At 67.6% G+C, this 22,109-nt stretch carries 17 protein-coding genes and 3 tRNA genes; 4 read left to right on the forward strand and 16 right to left on the reverse strand.

Going from position 1 to position 22,109, the window contains the following annotated elements; translation table 11 throughout:
- From AC0IZJ_RS27855 to AC0IZJ_RS27870, 4 genes are all read right to left on the reverse strand, one after another.
- Nucleotides 1–230 (reverse strand): GTP-binding protein (locus AC0IZJ_RS27855; protein ID WP_471855466.1); only part of this gene is annotated, 230 nt, incomplete at its 3' end.
- A gap of 52 nt (nt 231–282) precedes the next feature.
- A tRNA-Thr gene (locus AC0IZJ_RS27860) sits at nt 283–357 on the reverse strand.
- A gap of 74 nt (nt 358–431) precedes the next feature.
- Nucleotides 432–505, reverse strand: a tRNA-Gly gene (locus tag AC0IZJ_RS27865).
- 28 nt (nt 506–533) lie between these two features.
- Nucleotides 534–618, reverse strand: a tRNA-Tyr gene (locus AC0IZJ_RS27870).
- 541 nt (nt 619–1,159) lie between these two features.
- Between AC0IZJ_RS27870 and AC0IZJ_RS27875 the strand changes: the two genes are divergently transcribed.
- On the forward strand, nt 1,160–3,871 hold the full coding sequence (locus AC0IZJ_RS27875; protein ID WP_471855468.1) for a TonB-dependent receptor: 2,712 nt from the start codon (nt 1,160–1,162) through the stop codon (nt 3,869–3,871).
- A 107-nt stretch (nt 3,872–3,978) separates the two neighbouring features.
- Nucleotides 3,979–5,589 carry a tryptophan halogenase family protein gene (locus AC0IZJ_RS27880; protein WP_471855470.1) on the forward strand — a complete coding sequence of 537 codons (1,611 nt, stop codon included), beginning with the start codon at nt 3,979–3,981 and terminating at the stop codon, nt 5,587–5,589.
- A 13-nt stretch (nt 5,590–5,602) separates the two neighbouring features.
- On the opposite strand, the gene AC0IZJ_RS27885 is transcribed toward AC0IZJ_RS27880, so the two are convergent.
- From AC0IZJ_RS27885 to AC0IZJ_RS27930, 10 genes are read right to left on the reverse strand one after another with little or no spacing between them, the layout of a single operon-like run.
- Nucleotides 5,603–6,610, reverse strand: a complete 1,008-nt coding sequence (locus AC0IZJ_RS27885; RefSeq protein WP_471855471.1) for a cupin-like domain-containing protein — start codon at nt 6,608–6,610, stop codon at nt 5,603–5,605.
- A gap of 45 nt (nt 6,611–6,655) precedes the next feature.
- Nucleotides 6,656–7,726, reverse strand: coding sequence for an acyltransferase family protein (locus AC0IZJ_RS27890; protein WP_471855473.1), 1,071 nt, complete (start codon nt 7,724–7,726; stop codon nt 6,656–6,658).
- On the reverse strand, nt 7,723–8,862 hold the full coding sequence (locus AC0IZJ_RS27895) for a glycoside hydrolase family 18 protein (protein ID WP_471855475.1): 1,140 nt from the start codon (nt 8,860–8,862) through the stop codon (nt 7,723–7,725). The genes AC0IZJ_RS27890 and AC0IZJ_RS27895 overlap by 4 nt, the downstream gene beginning before the upstream one ends.
- Nucleotides 8,859–9,704 carry a glycoside hydrolase family 16 protein gene (locus tag AC0IZJ_RS27900; RefSeq protein ID WP_471855477.1) on the reverse strand — a complete coding sequence of 282 codons (846 nt, stop codon included), beginning with the start codon at nt 9,702–9,704 and terminating at the stop codon, nt 8,859–8,861. Before AC0IZJ_RS27900 ends, AC0IZJ_RS27895 begins: the two co-directional genes overlap by 4 nt.
- Entirely contained in the window at nt 9,701–10,954 is a 1,254-nt protein-coding gene (locus AC0IZJ_RS27905; protein ID WP_471855478.1) for an MFS transporter, read from the reverse strand. Before AC0IZJ_RS27905 ends, AC0IZJ_RS27900 begins: the two co-directional genes overlap by 4 nt.
- Nucleotides 10,954–12,426 (reverse strand): beta-N-acetylhexosaminidase, encoded by a 1,473-nt coding sequence (gene nagZ, locus AC0IZJ_RS27910; protein WP_471855479.1) that lies wholly within the window; start codon nt 12,424–12,426, stop codon nt 10,954–10,956. Before nagZ ends, AC0IZJ_RS27905 begins: the two co-directional genes overlap by 1 nt.
- Before the next feature lie 11 nt (nt 12,427–12,437).
- Nucleotides 12,438–13,460, reverse strand: coding sequence for an SIS domain-containing protein (locus tag AC0IZJ_RS27915; RefSeq protein WP_471855481.1), 1,023 nt, complete (start codon nt 13,458–13,460; stop codon nt 12,438–12,440).
- Nucleotides 13,441–14,571: an N-acetylglucosamine-6-phosphate deacetylase gene (gene nagA / locus AC0IZJ_RS27920; RefSeq protein WP_471855483.1), complete on the reverse strand. Its 1,131-nt coding sequence runs from the start codon at nt 14,569–14,571 to the stop codon at nt 13,441–13,443. Before nagA ends, AC0IZJ_RS27915 begins: the two co-directional genes overlap by 20 nt.
- On the reverse strand, nt 14,571–15,299 hold the full coding sequence (locus AC0IZJ_RS27925) for a GntR family transcriptional regulator (protein ID WP_471855484.1): 729 nt from the start codon (nt 15,297–15,299) through the stop codon (nt 14,571–14,573). Before AC0IZJ_RS27925 ends, nagA begins: the two co-directional genes overlap by 1 nt.
- Nucleotides 15,296–16,177, reverse strand: coding sequence for a glucosamine kinase nucleotide-binding domain-containing protein (locus tag AC0IZJ_RS27930; protein ID WP_471855486.1), 882 nt, complete (start codon nt 16,175–16,177; stop codon nt 15,296–15,298). The genes AC0IZJ_RS27925 and AC0IZJ_RS27930 overlap by 4 nt, the downstream gene beginning before the upstream one ends.
- A gap of 211 nt (nt 16,178–16,388) precedes the next feature.
- Between AC0IZJ_RS27930 and AC0IZJ_RS27935 the strand changes: the two genes are divergently transcribed.
- Nucleotides 16,389–17,879, forward strand: a complete 1,491-nt coding sequence (locus AC0IZJ_RS27935) for an ATP-binding protein (protein ID WP_471855488.1) — start codon at nt 16,389–16,391, stop codon at nt 17,877–17,879.
- 7 nt (nt 17,880–17,886) lie between these two features.
- Here AC0IZJ_RS27935 and AC0IZJ_RS27940 read toward each other — a convergent pair whose 3' ends face one another.
- Entirely contained in the window at nt 17,887–18,654 is a 768-nt protein-coding gene (locus AC0IZJ_RS27940; protein ID WP_471855490.1) for a TIGR03915 family putative DNA repair protein, read from the reverse strand.
- Nucleotides 18,654–19,904 carry a putative DNA modification/repair radical SAM protein gene (locus tag AC0IZJ_RS27945; RefSeq protein ID WP_471855492.1) on the reverse strand — a complete coding sequence of 417 codons (1,251 nt, stop codon included), beginning with the start codon at nt 19,902–19,904 and terminating at the stop codon, nt 18,654–18,656. Before AC0IZJ_RS27945 ends, AC0IZJ_RS27940 begins: the two co-directional genes overlap by 1 nt.
- A 97-nt stretch (nt 19,905–20,001) precedes the next feature.
- Here AC0IZJ_RS27945 and lplT point away from each other — a divergent pair, with 97 nt between their 5' ends.
- The gene (gene lplT / locus AC0IZJ_RS27950; protein ID WP_471855494.1) at nt 20,002–21,297 is read left to right on the forward strand and encodes a lysophospholipid transporter LplT; all 1,296 of its coding nucleotides are present in this window, start codon (nt 20,002–20,004) and stop codon (nt 21,295–21,297) included.
- Nucleotides 21,298–22,109: the final 812 nt, after the last annotated feature.

Below are 22,109 nucleotides of genomic sequence, written 5' to 3' on the forward strand. Positions count from 1 at the left end.
TAGTGGCGGTTGGCCGTCTCGTACTCGACGTGGGCGGTGTTGATCGTGATGCCGCGGGCCTTTTCTTCGGGCGCTGCATCGATCTGGTCGTAGGCCTTGGCCTCGCCGCCGAACTTCTTGGACAGCACGGTCGCGATCGCTGCCGTCAGCGTCGTCTTGCCGTGGTCAACGTGACCGATCGTGCCCACATTGACGTGCGGCTTGGTCCGTTCAAACTTGCCTTTTGCCATCTTGCGCTCCTGAGGCGAACCCGTTGAAACGAGTAGAAAAAGAGAAAACCTGTGGTGCCCTTGACGCGGATCGAACGCGTGACCTCTCCCTTACCAAGGGAGTGCTCTACCACTGAGCCACAAGGGCATCGGCACGGGTTTGACGCCAGATGAACTGACCGGCAAACCGGTGTCGACGCTGCCGACCAAGCGCCCCTGGAATGGAGCGGGAAACGGGAATCGAACCCGTGTCATTAGCTTGGAAGGCTAAGGTTCTACCATTGAACTACTCCCGCCCTGGGAGCCCTACTTCACTTGCCCGTTTGGTGGAGGAGGCTGGATTCGAACCAGCGTACGCTATGCGGGCAGATTTACAGTCTGCTGCCTTTAACCACTCGGCCACCCCTCCTGAGGCAAGCCCGCAACTATAGCACAGGGCTGCATGGGCGCAACCGAAGCGCTTCGCGTGAGCCAGCTGAGGGTTGCGTACCGAAGGCATCGCCTCGGAACACCTGCCAGCCCCACGCTCGCACGCAAACGCTGACGCTTGCAGCGGGCGGCAGTGCCGCAGCACTAACACCAAAGCAAGTCCACTCGGCTCCCAGCCGACCGGATGCCGACGCGTTCCGACTCGCGCCGCCGGGCGCATCGTCGCCAGAACGCAACAGCAAGCCGCCGAACAAGGCCAATCAGATACCAAATAATTTTGCGTCCGATAGACCGCTTTCACAGGGGCGCGCCCCTGTGAAACAGTGTTCTGCAAGCACAACCTCGGGAAACCACCCGGTTCATACTGGTAGCAAAGTGGCGTTATCGCTTGATACATTGGCGTCACACTGGTTGTACAGGCCTCGGTCAACAGATGGCCCGCAACCGGACTCCAGGTGGTATGCAATCTAACCGTCGTCATGACCACCGCCCCGACTTCACAGGCCACCCGAGGAACTTATATGAAGGTCAAGCAGACTCCCATTTCGCAAGCGGTGCTCATCGCCCTGCTCAGTGCCGGCGGTGCCGCAATGGCGCAGCAGACGCCCGCGCCCAACCAGCAGCTGGACACGGTCACGGTGACCGGCATCCGCGCCTCGCAAGAGAAGTCGCTGAGCGTCAAGCGCAATGCCGATGCCCACATCGATGTCATTTCGGCCGAAGACATCGGCAAGATGCCTGACAAGAACGTGGCCGACTCGCTGGCCCGCATCCCCGGCGTCACCATCCTGAACAGCCCTGCCGGCGGCTCCGGTGGTTTCGATGAGCGCGACCGTGTTGGCCTGCGTGGCACCAACCCCAGCCTGACGCAGACGCTGGTGGACGGCCACGGCATCGCCAATGGTGACTGGTTCGTGCTGGACCAGACTGGCGCCGGCGTCGGCCGCAGCGTGAGCTTCTCACTGCTGCCGTCGGAACTGGTGAGCCGCGTGGAAGTGCGCAAGAGCTCGGAAGCCTCGCTCGTTGAAGGTGGCACGGCCGGCTCGGTGAACATCATCACCCGCAAGCCGCTCGAATTCTCCAAGGCGCTGACCTTTGAAGCAGGCCTGGGCGCCGTGTATGCCAGCCTGCCGAAGAAGACCGATCCGCAAATCAACGCCCTGTTGAACTGGAAGAACGATTCCAAGACGTTCGGTCTTCTGGTTCAGGCCTTCTCGGAAAAGCGCAGCCTGCGTCGTGACGGCGTGGAAGCGCTCGGTTACATCAACCAGCTGACCGCTGCGAATGCTCCCACGCTGATCGCGGCGCATCCCGAACTGGCTGGTGTCTACACGCCGGACCTGGTCGGCGCGGCTTACTTCACCCAGGAGCGAGAGCGCAAGGGCGGCCTGGTCCGCGCCCAGTTCAAACCCAACCAGGACGTGGACATCACGCTGACGGGCTTCTCGTCCAAGATGGATGCGGACAACTACAACCGCAACTACCTGATCGCGCCGCGCGCTGGCCTGATCAACAACGCCACCATCTCGAACTATTCGATTGCGACCGACAGCAAGGGCGTCAAGACGCTGACCAGCGCGACGTTCAACTGGGCTGCGCCCTCAGCTTCCGGCTACTACGACCAGATCTCGCGCAAGGCATCCGCCGAAACGGGCTACGTGAGCCTGGACGGCACCTGGAAGGTGAACAGTTCACTGGAGCTGAAAGTCAACGCAGGCAGCTCCAAGGGCAAAGGCCAGACGCTTCGCCAGGATGTGCTTGAAGAGCGCATCGAGACGACCCAGTCGAGCTACAAGCTCAACGGCGTCGATTCCGCGCCCTCTTTCAGCTTCACGTCCCCCACCCGCGCTGCCGACTGGATCTTCGGCAACCAGCACACCATCGTGCATGACAAGGAGGACTGGGCGCAGGTGGACGGCGAATACACGCTGGACAGCGGCATGTTGCGCAGCCTGAAGTTCGGTGTGCGCACCGCCGAGCACAAGCGCTACACCGACCCGACCATCAGCCAAGGTCCGAAGGGCGCATGGAACACGAGCGTGCCGGCCGCGAGCAGCAGCTATCCGGGCAACTTCGGCAGCGGCCTGGGCGGCAGCTTCCCCACCAACATCTCCTTCATCCCGGCGGACGCGCTGGCTGCCTACAACGACACCTTCACCAACCGCGATCCGGTCGCCCGTCGGTCACCGTTCGACGGCGGTGAGTACAACGTGAAGGAAACCTCGACCGCCGCCTACCTCCAGGGGAACCTGGAAGGCAACGGCTGGAGCGGCAACGTGGGCCTGCGCGCGGTGCGCACGAAGCAGTCGTCGGGCGCCTTCCGCTCGACCCTGCCCGGGGAGACTGCGTCCTTCTCATCCCTGTTCGGCAACTTCCTCGAAACCTCCGCCAGCAAGACCTACACCGACCTGCTGCCCAGCGCCAGCGTGCGCCTGGAGGTGACGCCGAACGTCGTGGCGCGCCTGGGCCTGAGCCGCACGCTGACCCGTGCCGACTACACGGCGCTGTCCGCCTACACGTCGTTGAACACGTCCAACATGTATGGCAACAACACCGCCATTGGCAGCGGTACAGCCGGTTTCCCCGACCTGAAGCCGATCCGCTCGACCAACTTCGATGCCAACATCGAGTGGTACTTCGCGCCTCGTGCCTTCGTATCGATGGGCGCTTTCCACATGAACCTGGGCTCCTACATCACGAACGGCACCTTCACAGGGACCTACCCGGCCCTGATCCCCGCCACGAACGCACCGGACGCACCCCTGGCCGTGGCGAACCGCCAGTTCCTCATCACCAGCCTGACCAACAAGAAGGCTTCCGTGACGGGTCTGGAGTTCGCGTTCGAGACACCGATTGCCAGCAACTTCGGCGTCAGCGCGAACTACACCTTCACGGACGGTCATGACGAGGACGGACACGTGCTGCGCGGCAACGTCAAGAACTCGGCCACGATTGGCGGCTTCTTCGAGAACGACCATTTCTCCGCCCGTGTGAACTACAGCTACACCGATGACATCTTCATCGGCACGGACCGTGCCACCGACTACTTCCAGAAGGCAGGCGGCGTGCTGTCGGCATCGCTGGGCTACAAGTTCAACGACAACTTCTCCGTGGCCCTTGACGCGCAGAACCTGAACGACCCGAAGCTGAAGTACTACGCGTCGGAAGTGCAGCCGCGCGGCATCTACAAGAACGGCCGCCAGTTCTACCTGACCGCCCGCGTCAAGTTCTGATGCCCGTGGGCTCTGCTGGAACCCTCGGGTTCCAGCAGGCGCCGCAGGTGAACAAAATCGAAGGGGAGCGTGGCAACACGTTCCCCTTTTTTCATTCAGCCCGCCTCATGACCGACACCGCCACGATCTTCAACCAGCACATCGCGCCGCGCGCTGCCGGCGGCTCCGCGGGGGCGCCACCGCCGGTGCGGCATGTCTGCGTGGTGGGTGGCGGCACGGCGGGCTGGATGACGGCGCTGATGCTCGCCACCTCGGCCTACGGCCCTCGCCTGAGGGTGACGGTGCTCGAGTCACCCCAGGTCGGCATCATCGGCGTGGGCGAAGGCTCGACGCCGTGGCTGCGTGGCTTCTTCGAGGGCCTGGGCATCGAGGAATCCGAATGGATGCCGGCCTGCAACGCCACCTACAAGAGCGGCATCACCTTCGAAAACTGGTCCACAAAGCCCGGCTTCGAGCGCTACTTCCACCCGTTCGCGTCGATGCTGGACAACCTGACCATGCACCAGTTCGTCGACAACGTGCATGAGCGGCTGGCCGGCGCAGACGTGCACGCCCACCCGGACCGCTTCTTCGTCGCTGCCGCGCTGGCGCGGCAGGGCCGGGGGCCTCGCCCGCATGCGAATTTCCCGTTCGACGTCTGGTACGGCTATCACTTCGACGCCACCTTGCTGGGCCAATTTCTCGGCCGCAAAGCGGTGGCGCGCGGCGTGCAGCATCTGCAGCGCCATGTCACGCAGGTGCTGCTGAACGAGCGCGGCGACATCGACCGGCTGCGGCTCGACGACGGCGAGACGCTGGCGGCTGACTTCTTCGTCGACTGCACCGGCTTCTCCTCGCTGCTGATCGGCCAGGCGCTGCAGACGCCTTTCATTCCCTATGCCGAGAACCTCTTCAACGACGCCGCCATTGCGATGCCGACGCCGCTGGAAGGCCCGATCGCGTCGCAGACCGTTTCCACCGCGCTGCGCCACGGCTGGGCTTGGAAGATCCCGCTCACCAACCGCCACGGCAACGGCTACGTCTACAGCAGCGCGCATTGCTCGGCGGATAAGGCCGAGACCGAGCTGCGCCAGCACCTGGGCCTGCTGGACGCGGACACGCCGGCCCGGCACCTGAAGATGCGCGTCGGCCGCATGAGCAAGCAATGGCATCGCAACTGCGTGGCCGTGGGACTGTCGCAAGGCTTCATCGAGCCTTTGGAGGCCACGGCCCTGCTGTTCGTGCAGCGCACGGCCGCGATGCTGGTGGAGGTGCTTGAAAAGGGCGACATCGGCCCTGCCTCGCAGGAGGCCTTCAACGAGGCCATGCGCGTGCGCTTCGAGAACACTCGCGACTACATCGTGGCGCACTACAAGACCAATTCACGCACCGACACCGACTACTGGCGCGAGAACGCCGAGAACATGCGCCTGTCGGACTCCCTGCAAGGCGTGCTGATGACGTGGATGTCGCGCAAGCCCCTGGTCGCCGGCCTCAAGGCGGGCCGCTTCGGGCTGGGCTACCCCACCGTGTCCTGGTACGCGCTGCTGGCTGGCATGGGCGTCTTCCCGGACGCGCGGGACCTGCAGCCGCCGACCGCGCACCAGGCGCGGCACGCGGTGGAAACGGTCGACGACTTCATCGAGCGCAGCGCGTTGAACTTTCCGGATCACCGCGAACTGCTCGCCAACATCCCGCCGCGTGTGGGCGACAAGACCTTGCAGCTCTACCTCTGGTGAGCCAAGCGCCCTCTCAGGGCTTCAAGCGGTCCGTGAGGTCCTTGCGGACCTCCGCGTCACGCGCCGCGTCGACATCGCCGAACAGATGGCGCTGACCCTCGGGGATGTGTGCCAGTGCCTCACCCCGCGCGCCGAACACGTAGTGCCCGAACAGCGCACGCCAGCCTTCGCGCTCGCCGTCCGGCAGGTGGCGCAAGGCCAGCATGGCCAGCCGCATGGCGGCCAGGTGCAAGTCATCGGGGCGACCCGGCGCTGCCAGCGGTCGCCACCAGAAATTCATCAGGATGTTCAAGTGCGGCGCCAGCGCTTCGACCTGGTGGAACCACAGCGGCGGGATGTAGATCGCATCCCCCGGCTCCAACTCTGCCACCACGGCCCGCGTCAGCGCCTCGCGCACGAGCGGGAATTGCGCCGGATCGGCCCGGTGCAGATCAGGTACGACGGACATGGGCGCCGGCGTCGGCGCGTAGTCCGGCGGGCCGAGATACAGCTGCGGCGCGCATTGCGGCGGCAGCAGCGTGAAGCGGCGCCGCCCGGCTGTCACGCAGGCGATGTTGTGGGAATCGTCGAAATGCGCGGGCACCGTGGCCCGATTGCCGATCCAGATGCGCGGCGGCACAGCAGCATCCAGCAGCGGCAGCACGTTGGCCTGCTCCAGGCCCGGCAAGGCCTCTGACACCAACGCGCTTTGCGCGGCAAGGCTCGGTGGGTCGGGGAAGTGGCTGTAGCGCCAGAGCTGTTCGAACAGGGCGGCGTAGGGCCGCTTGTCGCGCATGAAGTTGAAGCCGTCCAGGCCGGGCGCGTAGCTGAAGGCCCGCGCGGGCTCGGGCTTGGCGAGCACGGCATCCACCGGCTGACCGCCGTCGAAACCCATCAGGTACTGCAGGCAGGGCTCCAGGCCGGCACGGCCCTGCGCCACCAAAGGCCAATGCGCCACCACGCCGCGCAGCACCACCGGCTCGTAGCCCGGCACCACCTCGCGCTGGAAGCGCTCGCGGGTGATGCCATCAACTTCCTTCATCGGCTGCATGGTTCTGCGGTTGCCTCGGTCGGGTGTCGTACAGGCTCAAACCTTCCAGTACCAGCGCCGCCGGTGCAGCGCCCAGACGATGAGCGCCCACACAGCGACGAAGGCGAGCGCGAACGCCAGCGACTGCGCCTTCAAGCCGAACTTGGCGCCCACCGGCCCGAACACGGTCGGGTAGAGCCAGGTCATCCAGCCCGTCTTCGCCAGCAGCACGGTGCAGACCCAGGCCCCGGCATAAGCGGTGATGGCGTTCAGCCCGAAGGAACGGCCCAGAGCGTGCTGACCGAGGCGGTCCACCCAGCCATGCGCGGCGGCCAGCGCCACCGCCGCCAGGCCGCCGGTCCAGAGCACGAAGGTCGGCGTCCACAGCGCCTTGTTCAAAGGCAGCCATGTGGACCACCACCAGCCCACCATCGCCGCCGCCACGCCCGTCAGCAGCAGGGCGCGCGGCTGGTCGCGGCGCAGCAGGCCGCCGCAGAGCAGGCCGAAGACGGTGGTGGCCAGCGCCCCCAGTGTGGAGAGCAGCCCCTCGGGGTCGAAGCCGATGCGGGTCTGCGGGTTCCACTCATAGGCGAAACGGCCCAGCACGGCGGTGTCGATGCGCTGCTGAAGGCTGCCCACCTTCTCCAGCGTGCCGCCGCCCAACTGCAGCAGCGCACCGTAGCCGGCCAACAGCACGATCAGCAGCACCCACTGCCCACGCGCGCGCAACTGCACTGCCACCAAGCCCACGGCGATGAAGCAGATGCCGATGCGCTGCAGCACGCCCATCAGACGGAACTCCGGCCTGTTCAACAGCCACCAGGCCAGCGCACTCAGCACCACACCCAGCACGAAGATGCGCAAGCCACGCTGCACGATGGCCGCAAACAGCGGCCCCGGCACGGCGCCGCCCTCCACGCGCGGCACGATGCCCAGCGCCGTGGACACGCCGACGATGAAGAGGAAGAACGGAAAGACCAGGTCGGTCGGCGTGCAGCCGTGCCAGGGCGCATGCAGCAGCGGCGCGTAGACATGGCCCCAGTCGCCGGGGTTGTTGACCAGCAGCATGGCCGCGACCGTCAGGCCGCGCAACGCATCCACCGAGGCGATGCGCCTGATCTGGCTCACGGCTGGGTGGCGTGCAGCGTGTTCATGGCGTCCAGTATCTCGCCGTTGTCCTGGCTCAGCTCCCAGGCAAACACGCCCGCCAGGCCGGCCTTTCTCACGAACGCGACCTTGGCACGCACGGCGCGGGGGTCGTCGTAGCCGACGAACCTGCCGTTGCCCACCATGGCCCAGGACTGGTTGGGCTTGTCGTAGCGCGGCTTCAGGCCCTGGGCCTTCAGCGCGGCCACGTCCTTGAAGGCAACCGAACCGTCGGCGTTGGGCCAGGGCTTGGAATAGCTGCCGTCCGCCTTCACGCCGTCGAAGCCGCGGCCATACATGGCCACACCGGCCACCATCTTGGCCGCAGGCACGCCCTCTGCCTTCAGGTTGGCGACCGACAGTTCCAGGCTCTCGTCGCCAGGTTTGGCGCTGCGCAGCGCGGTGTGGTTGGCGGCCTTCTTCGTCCAGGGGCCGGCGAAGTCGTAGGTCATCATGAAGACGAGGTCCAGCGACTGGGCGGCACGTGCCATGGGCATGCGCACCAGCTGTTCCTTGGTCGTGTTGATGGCGACGGTCAGCGCGTAGTGCTTGCTCGTTTCGCGGCCCAGCAGGTCCAGGCCCGCGCGCAGGTCTTGCAGCAGTTGCACGAAGTGCTCCCCGTCGGCGGGGCTGCCCAGCTGCACGCCGTTGGAAGCACCGTTGTTGCCGGGGTGTTCCCAGTCGATGTCCAGGCCGTCGAACCCCGGGTGGGCGCGCAGCCATTCGGTCGCCGACTTCACGAAGGCGGCGCGGCCCGCCGCCGTGGCGGCGAGATGGAAGAACGGGTCCGAGCCGCCCCAGCCGCCCACCGAGGCCAGCACCTGCACCTTCGGGTCACGCGACTTCAGGCGCTGGAAGGCGGCGGAGAAGATGTCCTGATCAGCATGCGGCGCAATGCTGAAGCCGGGCTTGCCGGCACAGGCCGACGCCTCCTCCTTGCGCTGGCCTTCGCCGCAGATCAGCAGGAAGGCGTAGAGGATGTGCGTGACGCGGCCGGGCTTGAGTTGCTCGACGACGCCAACGCCGCGCTCGGCCAGGATGTAGGTGCCGACGACAGGCGCCTGGGCCTGTGCCAAGGAGGCCGCCAGCGCCAGCGCGGCGATCAGGAGTTTCTTCATAGATTGCACTCGCTCGTCAGGCCCAGGTCGGGCACGGTGTCTTGGCGCGCCACGCCCTGCTTGCGCAGTGCCTCCGCGCGGGCCTGCATGGCATCCGGGCTCAGGGTCTGGCCGGCCTGGTGGAGGACCCAGTCGACGTCGAACTGGTAGTCGCGCGGGGCACCGGCCACGGCCCCGGCGGAGATCCAGTGGTTGAAGCTGATCGCCATCGGCTTGGCCGGCACATTGCGGCCGGTGTGCTCGCCGATCAGCTGGCCATTGACGTAGTGGCGCGTGCGCGTCGCCTCGACCTGAACGGTCAGCAGTTGCCAGCCATCGAAGGAACCCGGCAGGATGGACGCCTGGTTGAACGACTGCCACGGGTCGATGCGCACGGTCTGCCAGCTCACGCCGTAGAGCCGGGTGCCGGGCTCACCCCAGCCGCCGTGCGGCAGGTATTCAAAGTCGACCTCGCTGAAGTCGGGGTCGTAGTCGTGCTTGAGCGGGCTGGCCAGGTAGAGGCTCTGGATGATGGGATCGCGCGAGCCCGGCGTGTCGCGCAGCCGCACCCGCGCCGACGTCGTGCCGATGAGGAACTTGCGCGCCGCGCAGAGCTGGGCGAGCGTGGTGTTGGCGGGTGTGCCGTCAGTGGACAGCTTCAACTTCAGCAGGCCGCCTTCAAGCGTGAGCTGGCTCGGCGAGAAGCGCGCGCCAGGCAGCCCGGGGTGGCCGGTGCCGTCGCGCAGCACCCAACCGCTGGCGCGCAGGGCAACAAGGTCCGTTTGCGAGAAGTCGTCGAAGAACTCGCCAGTAGCGAATGCGGGCGTCGCAGCCAGCGCCAGCAGGGCAACGGCGGCGTTCATGCGGGCACCGCCTCTGCGGGCATGCTCGTGCGCTGCATCGGCACCCACAGCAACAACAGCAGAGCCGGCGCGCCGCAGACCAGCGTCCACAGGAAGAAGTGCTGGTAGCCCATCGCGATTTGCACGTCGCCGCTGATGGTCTTGCTGAGGATGAAGCCCAGCTGCATGACGCCAGAACCGAGCGCGTAATGCGCCGTCTGGAAACGGCCCGGCGCCACGACCTGCATGATGTACAGGATCATGCCGACAAAGCCGAAGCCGTAGCCGAACATCTCCAGGCCCACGGCCGCGCCTATGGTCCAGATCGATGTCGGCAACGCCAGGCTCAGGCCCCAGAACACGGCGTTAGGCACGGCCATCATCAGCACCAGGATGGGCATGGCACGCTTCAGCGACAGCCACGACGTGAAGTAGCCACCGAGGATGGAGCCGACGAGAAACGCCGCCGTGCCCACCGTGCCGTAGACGCCGCCGACCTGTTCCCCCGTCAGGCCCAGGCCGCCCTTGTCGCGCGCCTCGATGAGGAAGAGCGGGCCGATGGTCTGCACCTGACCTTCGGCGAGGCGGAACAGCACGATGAAGATCACCATCTTCCAGATGCCGGGTTTCTTCAGGAAGTCGGCCACGATCTCGGCCAGCTTGACGGGCTCGCTGGACACGCGCTGCGGGTTGGGCAGCGCCTTGGCGTTCCAGGCCGCCAGCAGCGCCAGCAGGCCGGCCAGCAGCGCGAAGATCAGGCTCCAGGCGTTGAACACGCCCATGCCCGTCTCCAGCCGCCCGGCCAGCACCATCAGGCCACCCAGCGTCAGGAACTTGGAGGCATTGAAGAAGGCGCCCTGCCAGCCCGCGTAGGCGGCCTGGCGCTTCTCGTCGAGCGCGCCCATGTAGAGGCCGTCGCAGGCGATGTCATGCGTGGCCGAGGCATAGGCCAGGAAGAACAGCACGGCAATGCTGAGCGCAAAGAAGTTGCTGGCCTGCAGCGCCAGTGCCAACAGGCCCAAACCGACGGCGCCGCTGAACTGCATGGCCACGACAACCATCTTCTTGCTGCGCGCCAGCTCCACCAGCGGGCTCCACAGCGGCTTGAAGGCCCAGGCCAGGCCGATGAGGCCGGTCCAGCGCGCGATCTGGTCGTTGGCCACACCCATCTGCTTGAACATCAGGCCGGCGATCAGCATGACGACGAAGAACTGCAGCCCCTGCACGAAGTAGAGGCTGGGGATCCAGCGCATCGGCGATTTCGTTTCCATCACTGCAGTCCTTGCGGCGCGCGGCCAGCGGCTTGGGAACGTCCTTCGAGCCATGACTTCAAGCCCGCCAGGGCCCCGGCCGAGAAGCCCCAGGTCAGCACCGTCGGGCCGGCCACGTCCAGCGCCTGGTAGGGGTTCCACAGCGACAGATGCAGGTCGGGCCGCCACTCGCTCGCGGCCAGGCCATAACGGGCCCGCCGAGTGGACACGAGGATGTTGACGCGGCCGTCCTTGGGCACGCGCGTCCAGTCCAGTTGGGCGATGTCGTCGACCATCTGCACCTGGGCATCGGCAAAGCCATCGAACAGCGCGACGGCCTGGCGACCGGTGGGGCCGGCCTCGGACACCATGTCGGTCGGCACGTCTCCCTGCACGATGACGCGGATGGGCGCATCCAGCGCCGGCGGCCTGGCGCCGCGCAGCGCGGTCAGTCCGGCGGCCCAGGCCTCGGCCATCAGCGCATGGTCGGCCGCGCGAGCAGCGCTGTCGTCCACGGCACGGGCCGGGTAGGCGGCGGCCAGCGAGTCCAGCCTGCGGTTGGCCGTCTCGCCCTGCGCGGGCGTCAGCCGGCCGCTGTCAAAGGCCTGGCGCAACGCATTGATGGCGACGAGTTGCTCGGTTAGCGAGCCTTGCGCCAGCACCATGTCCGCGCCGGCCTCGATGGCCATGACGGCGCTCTTGGCATAACCGAAGCGTTCGGCCACGGCCTTCATCATCAGCGCGTCGGTGATGACGACGCCGTCATAGCCCCAGTCCTGGCGCAGGATGCCGCCGATGAGCTGCGGCGACAGTGTCGCCGGCCGGTCGGGGTCGATCTGCGGGTAGACGATGTGGGCCGTCATCATGGCCGGCGCCTGCGACGCCAGTGCCTTGAACGGCGCCAGCTCCAGCGCGTTCAGCTCGGCGCGGCTCTTGTCGACGGTGGGCAGGGCGTGGTGCGAATCGACATGCGTGTCGCCGTGGCCGGGGAAGTGCTTCACGCAGCAGGCCACGCCTTCTTTCAACGAGCCGCGCATCCATGCGGCCGCAAGGCGACTCACCTCGACGGGATCGTTGGAGAAGCTGCGTTCGCCGATGACCGGGTTGGACGGGTTGTTGTTGACGTCCAGCACCGGCGCGAAGTTCCAGTTGATGCCGAGCGACTTGAGCCCGCGCGCCACCGCCGCACCGACGGCCTCGGCGCGATCAGCGTCACCGCTGGCACCGAGCGCCATCGCCGACGGCGGCTGCGGCAGGAAGGTCACTCGGACGACGGCGCCACCCTCCTGGTCGATGCCGATCAGCGCCTCCGGGCCGAGCACCTCGATGAGGTCGCGCATCAGCGCCTTCACCTCCTCCTCGCTGCCGATGTTCTTGCGGAACAGGCAGACGGAGCGGATCTTCTGCTCACGCAGGAAGCTGGCCGTCTCCGCGTCCAGAGACTGGCCAGGAATGTCGACCATCACGAGACGGCCAGGGTCGAAGGTGCTCATCGTCGTCGTGCTCAGTGTGTTTTGGTGACCTTGGCGAGGTTGGGCGGCACGTCGGGGTTGAAGCCCCGTGCGCGCGCCAGCGCCTCGACCATGGGATAGAAGCTCTGCACGAGGGCGATGGGGTCGAGGTCCTCGTTGCCCGTCGTCGCCAGCGGCAGCTCGGCGCCCGGCGTGCCGATCGGGGCAGCCAGCAGCACGCGACCGCCGCGTGAGCGCATCTCTTCGGCGATGGCCAGCAGGCCGGCCTGGGCCGGGCCGCGCGGCGCGAAGACGAGCAGCGGATAGCCGTCGCGCACCAGCGCCATCGGGCCGTGCTTGACCTCGGCGCCCGAGAAGGCTTCGGCCTGGATGCCGCAGGTTTCCTTCAGCTTGAGCGCCGCTTCCATCGCCACGGCCAGGCCCGTGCCGCGGCCCAGCACGAACAGACGCTCGGCGCCTTGCAGCACCGGCAGCGCGGCGGTCCAGTCGAGCTTGCTCGCCTGCTCCAGTGCGACGGGCAGCACGTTGAGCGCCGCGCGCAGTGCGTCGTCCTGCTGCCAGGCGGCCACGACGCGCGCGCCAGCCACCAGCTGGGCGATGTAGCTCTTGGTCGCGGCCACGCTCTTCTCGGGGCCGGCGTGCAGTTCGAAGACATGCTCTGCGGCGGCTGCCAGAGGCGAGCCGCTGGCGTTGACAAAGGCCACCGTGCGCGCGCCGCCGTCACGGAAGAAGGTCGTCGGCGCGATCAGGTCGGGGCTCTGGCCCGACTGGGAGAAGGCCAGCGACAGCAGGCCCTCGCAGTGGATGCGGCTCTGGTAGAGCGTGATCAGAGACATCGGCAGCGAAGTGACCAGCCGGCCCAGCCGCGCCATGACGAGATAGGCCAGGTAATGGGCCGCATGGTCGGAGCTGCCGCGCGCAATCGTCAGCACGCTGGTGGGCGGCACCTCCTGCAGGGCCTGGCCCAGACGGGCGTAACTCAACGGGTCGGCCGCCAGTTGGCGGGCCACCACGTCAGGCGCACTCAGCGCCTCTTCAAGCATCAGCGACGACATCGATCTCTTCACCTTCTACAAACACGCGCCGCAGCTGAAGCCCGGCATCCATCACGACCACATCCGCCCACGCACCGGCGGCCAGGCGCCCGCGGTCGGGCAGGCCCAGGTATTCGGCCGCCGCTGTCGACACGCGCCGCGTCGCGTCCACCAAGTCCAGCCCCAGCACCTGCACGAGATTGCGCAGGGCCTGGTCCATGGTCAGGGCGCTGCCGGCCAAGGTGCCATCGGCCAGGCGCACACCGCCGAGGCACTTCTGCACCGTGTATTCGCCCAGGCGGTACTCGCCATCGGGCATGCCGGCAGCGGCAGTCGAGTCGGTCACGCAGAACAGGCCGGGGATGCAGCGCAGCGCGACGCGGATGGCGCCGGGGTGAACGTGCAAGAGGTCCGGGATCAGCTCGGCATGCTGGCCAAAAGCCAGTGCCGCGCCCACCATGCCGGGCTCGCGGTGATGCAGGCCCGTCATGGCATTGAACAGGTGGGTGAAGCCAGCCGCGCCGGCTTTGAGCGCGGCCACGCCGTCGTCGAACGTGCCGGCGCTGTGGCCGATCTGCACGCGGATGCCGGCGTCTCGCAGCGGGCCGATCAGCGCGAGGTGGCCGGTCATCTCGGGCGCGATGGTCAGCACCTTGATGGGCGCGAATTCGCCCAGCCGCTGTACCTCGGCCAGCGTTGCGGGGATGGCGTGCGCGGGCTGGGCACCGAGGCGGTCGGGATTGATGTAGGGGCCCTCGAGATGCACGCCGAGCACGCGCGCCGACTGCACACCGCGTTCGCGGCAGACGGGTCCCAGTACCTTCAACGCGGCCTCGATGTCGCCGACCGGCGCCGTCATCGTCGTCGCCAGCAACGCCGTCGTGCCGTGGCGGGCATGGCGGCGGGCAATCGTCGCGATCGCGTCGCCGCCTTCCATCGTGTCGCGGCCACCGCCGCCGTGCACATGGGTGTCGATGAAGCCGGGCAGCAGGATGGGCCGGCCGCCCTCGCCGGCACGCGCCGCGTCAATGGGCGCGCCGCCAACGACCGCGATGCGGCCGTCAGCGATATCCAGATAGCCGGCGATCACGCCGTGCGGCGTGACGATGTCGCCTTCGAGTCGGAGCTTCATCAGTCTCGGCGCATCTCGGCGACAAAGTCGTAGTAGTCGCTGCGGCAGTAGGAATGCGTCAGCTCCACCGCCTGGCCCGACGCGAGATAGCCCACGCGGGTGATGAAGAGCACCGCCGCTCCTAACGGCACTTCCAACAGACCGGCCAGCTTGGCGTCGGCGTTCAGCGCGCGGATGTGCTGCAGCGCGCGCACGGGGGCACGGTCGCCAAGGTGGGTGTACAGCGAGGCCTCGACCTTCTGCGGGTCAGGCAGCGCCGACTGCGGCAGCACCGACACCTCATAGGCCATGACGACGGCATCCGCCAGGCGCAGCCGCTCCAGGCGTGCGACGCGCTCACCGCTCTTCAGTTCCAGCGAGAGTTGCTCGTCGGGCGCCGCTGGCGTGAAGCCGCGCAGCAGCCAGCGCGAGCTGGGCACGAAGCCGCGCTGGTGCAGCTCTTCCGAGAAGCTGGTCAGGCGCGTCAACGGCTGCTCCAGCTTGGGCGCGATGTAGTTGCCCGAGCCGCGCTTGCGGATGATCAGCCCCTGCTCGACGAGCCGGTCTATGGCCTTGCGAGCGGTGACGCGCGACAGCGCCAGCTGCTCGGCCAGCACGCGCTCGGAGGGCAGCGCCTCGTCGGCGTGGAAGATGCCGTCCCGGATGGCCTGGGCCAAGCCTTGCGCCAGCTGCATATAGAGCGGCGAGGCCGCATTGGGGTCAGCCTTGAAGTCGAAAACTGCACTCATGCGAAGTTTGTCTCTCGTTGTTGGATCAACCAGAGCGCGCCGGCAACGGCATCGCCCCGGGGCTCGACACGGCGGGACTGCAGAGCCGGGCCGAGGCGGTCGCTGAGGCGCAGCGCGATGCTGCCGGCCAGGGCCAGCGGCAGGGTGGGATGAAGGGCGGTGGCGAGCGCGTCCAGTGCGCGCGCAGCGGCGTCGAGCAGGGCAGCAGCGGCGGAGTCGCGCGCCTCGGCCTCGAAGACGAGGCGGGCAAGGCTGGCATAGCCGCCCTGCCCCGCCTGGGCACAGAAGGCCAGCAGTTCCTTGCGGCTGCCGCCGGTGACCGCGTAAACGCTGTCAGCCAGCGCGCCGCGCGGCGCACGGCCGTCGAAAGCGGCCTGGGCCATCTTCATCGCCTGCTGGCCCAGCCAGGCGCCACTGCCCTCGTCGCCGATCTGCCAGCCCCAGCCGCCGGTCATGCGGTGCGAGCCGTCTTCCAGCAACGCTTCTGCCACGGACCCCGTGCCAGAGATGAGCAGCGCACCGGGCTGGCCGCCATGGGCGCCCAGCAAGCCCGCGAAGCCGTCGGTGATCAGTGAGAAGCGCGCAACGCCTGGGTTGGCTGCGACGAAGGCCTGCAATTGCGCCGGCACGCCGGTGCCGGACAGCCCCAGGCCCAGCGCACAATCCCGCAGCTGGAGACCCGGCACACTGGCGCGATGGACGGCCTCGGCAATATGCCGCCAGGCTTGTTCAATGCCCTGGTTAAGCGCCGAAGCCCCGGACTCGCCTCGGCCCAGCATCTGGCCGTCGGCATCCGCGACGACGGCGCGCGTGCTGGTGCCACCGCCGTCGATCCCCACGCACCAGCGGGCAGGCCGGCCGGAGTCGTGAGAAGTCACCAAAGAGGGATTGAGAGCAAGCGGCATGGTCGACGGGATTCAGTCGATACCACTCTAATACCAACGAGTGTTGCCGTCAATTGGTTTTAAACTGGTCTATGGCCGCTCAAGCAGATGTTGCGCTGAGCGTTTGACACGCTGGCGGGACTCTCGAATGAACAAGAATACCAGTGTGAAACCAACCTGCTCCAGCTCTTAGCCAGTCTCCGCCGTGTTCACTCTCCAACCCGCCGCCAGCGACGCACTGGCCACCTTGCTGGGCCGCATCGCCCGCGTGGCCCACCGCCACCCTGCCGCAGCCGACCGCCTGCTGGAGCGCCTGAGCGCCCAGGCCTTTGCCACCGGTGACACGGCTGTCGGCGCGGACGCCCTCTACGCCCGCTTCGGCCTGCTGGAGCCGCGCGGCCGTGCGCTGGAACTGCTGCCGGCGCTGGAGCAGGCCGGTGCGCTGGCTGCGGCGGGGCATTTTCCGGTGCAGGCGGCGCGTGTCTGCGAGGCATTGGGGCGCATCGCCTATCAACAAGGCGAGTACCAGCTCGCCAGCGAACAGTGGTCGCGGGCGCTGGACATGTCGGAGGTCAGCGGCCATCTGCAGACCGCCGTCGCCGCCCGCATCGGCCTGGGGCAGATCCACTACGCCCAGGCCGACTGGGCACGCGGCCTGCGCCAGATGCGGGACGCCGGCGAGCAGCTGGCGCAGGCCAGCAGCCATGGCGACGACAGCTATCTGGCCGCCAAGCTGGCGCTGAACATCGGCGTCGGCAGCTTCGAGACGGGCGACCTGCCGGCAGCCGAGCGCCACTTCAGCCATGGCCTGGCGGCATCGCGGCGTGGCATGCACCGCGTCTTCGAGGCCGAGGCGCATTGGCACCTTGCCCGCGCGGCGCTGGCACGGCAACGCATGGACTGGGCCGTGGCCGACTGCCGGCTGGCGCTGGACATCGCCGCCCGCCAAGGCTATCCCTGGCTGGAGGCGGCCGCCAGCCGCACCTGGACCGAGATCGCACTGGCCCGGGGGGACAACGCGGCCGCAGTGCGCTCCACCCGCCACGGCCTGGCCCTGGCCCAGCGCATCCAGGCCCGCGCCCAGGCGCGCCAGGCGCACTTGAAACTGGCCGAGCTGTTGCAGGCCGAGGGTGACGCGGCCGGCGCGCTGGACCACCTCTGGCAACACCTGGCCCTGCAATCCGAGATCGAACGCCTGAGCCTGCCCGCGCGCGTCACGCTGGCCGCGCCGCCAGCCGAGGACGCCGGCGCGCCGGTCACGCCCGAGGAGCTGCTGCTGCATCTCTTCGGTCAACGGCAGCGTCTGGCCGAGGCGCCGCCGCCCGAGGCCCTGTCAGAGCTGAAGGCCGCCAGCGCGCGCATCCTCGGCGTGGCCAGCGTCATCCGCCTGCCTTTGCTGGGTCAGCTCGGCCACGGCGGGCTGAGCCGGGAGGCGCAACCACGCTATGTCGATCTGCTGACCCGCCACGGCACGCCGCTGGCCCTGCCCGACGCGGCCCTTCACCCCTGCCACGCCGAACTGGCAAGTTTGTCCGGCGCGGCCGAGGCGCGCATCGAGGTGCCGCTGTACGACGGCGCACAACTGGCCGGCGCACTGTGGCTGGTGGATGCCCGCGCGACGCGGGCGTGGACGCGGCAGGAACTGCTGATCGCAAGCCAGTTGGCGTTGCTGTTCGAGGCGGTCGTCAGGAGTTGAAGCCGGATCACTCCCCATCGCCTTGCGCAAGCATCCTCGCCTCGCGCCTCGGCGCGTCGCGCACCAGCTCGCTGATGAGCCGCGTCTCCGGCATCTGCGCCCAGTAGCGCACCGGCATTTCGCGTTTCATCATGGCCACCTTCAGCCGGGCAGGGTTGAAGATGCTGCGGTAATAGGTCAGCCACAGCGCTTCGCCTGCGTCCTCCGTAGGCGCGTCTTCACGTCGGGCCGGGCCGGCGCCGGTGAGGCGCTGGCCGTCCCAATGCAGACAGCCGCGCGGCGTCAGGATGGCCCAGGGGTGCTGGGCGAATCGCTTCACGAAGAACGGAGCCACGGCGCGCAGCACATGGTGCGCGGGCTCGAACCATGCGACGTGGCGCCGGCCACCGGCCGCGTGCTCGTCGGCCACCTCGCGGAAGCGCACGAAGGCGTGCATCTTGTGGATCTCGCGGTCGACCTGCCTGGCCAGGGATTGCAGGCGGCGGCGCTCCGGGTCGAGCACGTCGGCCCACAGGCGGGGTTCGCGCTGCAGCCGGCGGGCGAAGGCGAGCAGGCGGGCGTAGCGGGCGTCGTCGGCATGCATGGCGACGCGGCGGCCCAGGTCGTCCCAGCCGTCGGGCGGATACCAGCCTTGCGCGGTTGATTCAGCCGGCGCGGCGAACAACGCGGCCTGAACGCCAACCTCCTGTGTCCAGTCGGCATCGCCCGCCAGCAACGCCGGCAGCTGCGCGGCAAAGCCGGGCCAGTCTGCGGCAGAGCGCAGTGGCAGCTTCATCAGAACAGCGCCGCCTGCTTCGCCTGGGACACGGGGCGCGTCAGCAGCTGCACGTCGGCCGCGCGCGGTCGGTGGTCCACCGCAACGAGGAAGGGCAGCGCGCGCTTCACGGCGGGCCCGAGCGCCAGCAGGTCGACCCGCCGCAGCCGGCGGCTCTGGCGGGCGGCCAGCAGCTTGTCGACTGAGCCGACGCCCAGGCCGGGCACGCGCAGCAAGGCCTCGCGCGGCGCCCGGTCCACGTCGAGCGGGAAGCTGGCCGGGTGAGCCAGCGCCCAGGCCAGCTTGGGGTCGTGGCGCAGCGACAGGAAGCCGGCCTCGGTGACGATCTCGTCAGCAGCAAAGCCGTAGAAGCGCATCAACCAGTCGGCCTGGTAGAGCCGGTGCTCGCGCATCAGCGGCGCGGCCTGCGGAGGCAGTTGGCTGCTCGCATGCGGGATGGGGCTGTAGGCCGAGTAATAGACGCGTCTCAGGCCCTGGCCCGTGTAGAGCCGGCTGGAAAGCTTCAGCACTGTGATGTCGTCGGAGGCGTCGGCGCCCACGATCAGCTGGGTGCTCTGCCCGGCCGGCGCAAACGTCGGCAGCTTCGCGGCTCGCGCAGCTGCGCCGGGCAGTGCACGCACGGCTGAAGCGTCGCGTTTCGCCTCCTTCGCCGCCTGCAGGCGCAGATGGATTCGCGACATCGTGCGCTCAATGCCGTCCGCGTTCTTCTCCGGCGCTAGCGCCTTGAGGCTGGCCGCGCTGGGCAACTCGACGTTGATGGACAACCGGTCGGCATAACGGCCTGCACGCTCCACCAGCTCAGGGCTGGCATCGGGGATCGTCTTCAGGTGGATATAGCCCCTGAAATGCTCCTCCTCGCGCAACCGCCGCGCCACCTCGATGACCTGCTCCATCGTGTAGTCGGGCGTGCGGATGATGCCGCTGGACAGGAACAGCCCCTCGATGACGTTGCGGCGATAGAAGGAGAGCGTCAGCTGCACCACCTCGTCTATGGCGAAGCGCGCGCGCCGCACATCGCTGGACTTGCGATTGATGCAGTACAGGCAGTCGTACACGCACCAATTCGTCAGCAGCACCTTCAACAGCGACACGCAGCGCCCGTCCGGCGTGTAGGCGTGGCAGATGCCGTTGCTCGTCGAGCCGATGCCCTTGCCATCGCGTGAGTCGCGCTTCTCGGTGCCGCTGCTGGCGCACGAGGCGTCGTACTTGGCTGCGTCCGCCAGAGTGGCGAGCTTGTCCTGAATTTCCATGCGAGCGACTGTATATAAATACAGCGTTTGACGCTGTAACCGTCAGGTGCCGCCGTTTCATTGGCGCTTCACGGCGCGTCTACACAGTCCTGTCCTCGTGCCCACCGCCACCGCCGCCCCCGCTCCCGCCGCTTCCCTCAGCGTGCGGCAGACTCGTCTTCCACGCGGCTTCGGACTCGTCATCGGCGCACAGTTCGCCTCGGCGCTGGCCGACAACGCCATGCTCATCGTCGCCATCGCCCTGTTGATGCAGCAGGGCTTTGCCGCCTGGTGGGCGCCGCTGCTGAAGTTCGGCTTCATGCTTGCCTATGTGCTGCTGGCGCCCTGGGTTGGGCCGCTGGCCGACGCCTTCGCCAAGGGCCGCGTGATGGCGGCAATGAACGTCGTGAAGATGCTCGGCCTCGCGCTGCTCGCGCTGGGTTTGAACCCAGTTGCCGCGCTGGCCGTGGTGGGCGTAGGCGCCGCCGCCTACGCCCCGGCCAAGTACGGCCTCATCACCGAGATTGCCGAGCCCGGGGCGCTGGTCAAGGCCAACGGCTGGATAGAGATCAGCGTCGTCTCTGCTGCGTTACTGGGCGCGGTGTTAGGCGGCGCACTGGTCAGCCCGGTGTGGCTGGGCTCGGGTCTTGCGGACATCTGCGACAGCCTGGACCTGCCCGCCGACAAGCTGACCGGTTCGCTCGCAGCTCTGCTTGCAATTTACGCCGTGAGCAGTCTGCTGAACGCCGGCATTGCCGACAGCGGCCGGCGCCAGCGCAGCCTGGCACACGACCCGCTGACGTTGCTCCGTGAGTTCCGCACGGCCAACCGGCTGCTGTGGCGCGATCGCCAGGGTGGGCTGTCACTCGCGGCGACGACGTTGTTCTGGGGCCTTGGCGCGACGCTGCAGTTCGCTTTGCTGCGCTGGGCGGGAGAGGTGCTGGCGCTGCCGTTGAGCCAGGCCGCGTATCTGCAGGCTGCCGTCGCGATCGGTGTGATAGTCGGCGCCGGCGCGGCTGGGCGATGGCTGGCCTTGCATCAGGCGCGCCACGGGCTGTGGGCAGGCGTCATGCTGGGCCTGCTGATGCCGGTCGTCGCACGGGTCGACGACGTCGCTGCGGCAGCCGGCCTGCTGGCATTGATCGGCGCGGTGGGCGGGGCGATGGTCGTACCGCTGAACGCGCTGCTTCAGCACCGGGGAGCCACACTGCTGAGTGCCGGCAGGTCCATCGCGGTGCAGGGCTTCAACGAGAACCTGTGCGTATTGGGGATGCTGGCGGCGTATGCGGGGTGCGAAGCCGCTGCGGTGCCGATTGGCACAACATTGAGCGGCCTGGGTGTGCTTGTGGCCGGAGCAATCGCGCTGTTGATCTGGTGGGATGCGCGAACAGGCAGGGGATCTCACATTCCCTAGCAAGTCAGCCGTATCACCAGTTCCTACGGCGGACTTGGTGGTCGCGTGGTCTGGCGCGGTAAGCCCCGCATGGTCAACGCTTGGCGGTGGGAGAGCGTCGATCGGCCTTTCATCCACTTCGCGGTAGTCTGGCGCCGTGATGCCGTGGCTAGGCAGCGCGATCTTTTTACGGCGATGCCGCCGCAGGCAGTGCTGGACGCCGTGGGTCATCGTTGATCGCTATGGAGTGCCAAGGCAGCTAGGTCCGGCGCTTCATGCCGACGAATTGGCACCAATGTCCTTCGGACCGGCATTGGAAGGAAGATACGCCCGGTCCGCGCGAGAAGATGATTGGTGCCGGCGACCGGGTATCGGCGCAGGCAGTCGCCATGACCTGGAATCGCATAGTGGCCAACGGAGAACATTGGTCCTTCAAGGCGAGGGGCAACACGCGCGGCTTTTCCGAGTTGCTCGCTGCGGTACAAAGGGCTCTCGTGGCCGAAGGAGTTGATGATCGCGTAGGAGACACGCTCCGCACGTCACCCTGAGCTACACGGTGCCCCAACGCCAGAAGCCACCAAAGATCAAGGAATCCATCGAGTCGGTTCGCGATGAACTCGTCCTCGTCGTTGGAGGCGGCGCACCTTGCCACTACGAAGTCTTGTGGCGATGGGCGGTACCGTTGGCAGTCAGCCGGCGAGTAGGCTTGTTTTAGGGCTGACGCAGAGCCCACATTGACGATCGATTTCGCCGCTGCAAAAGCGAAACCCCCACCATCTTCAAATGGTGGGGGTTGGCTTTAATAACTAGCCTGACGATGACCTACTTTCACA

The sequence above is a fragment of the Roseateles sp. AC306 genome (assembly GCF_979253795.1).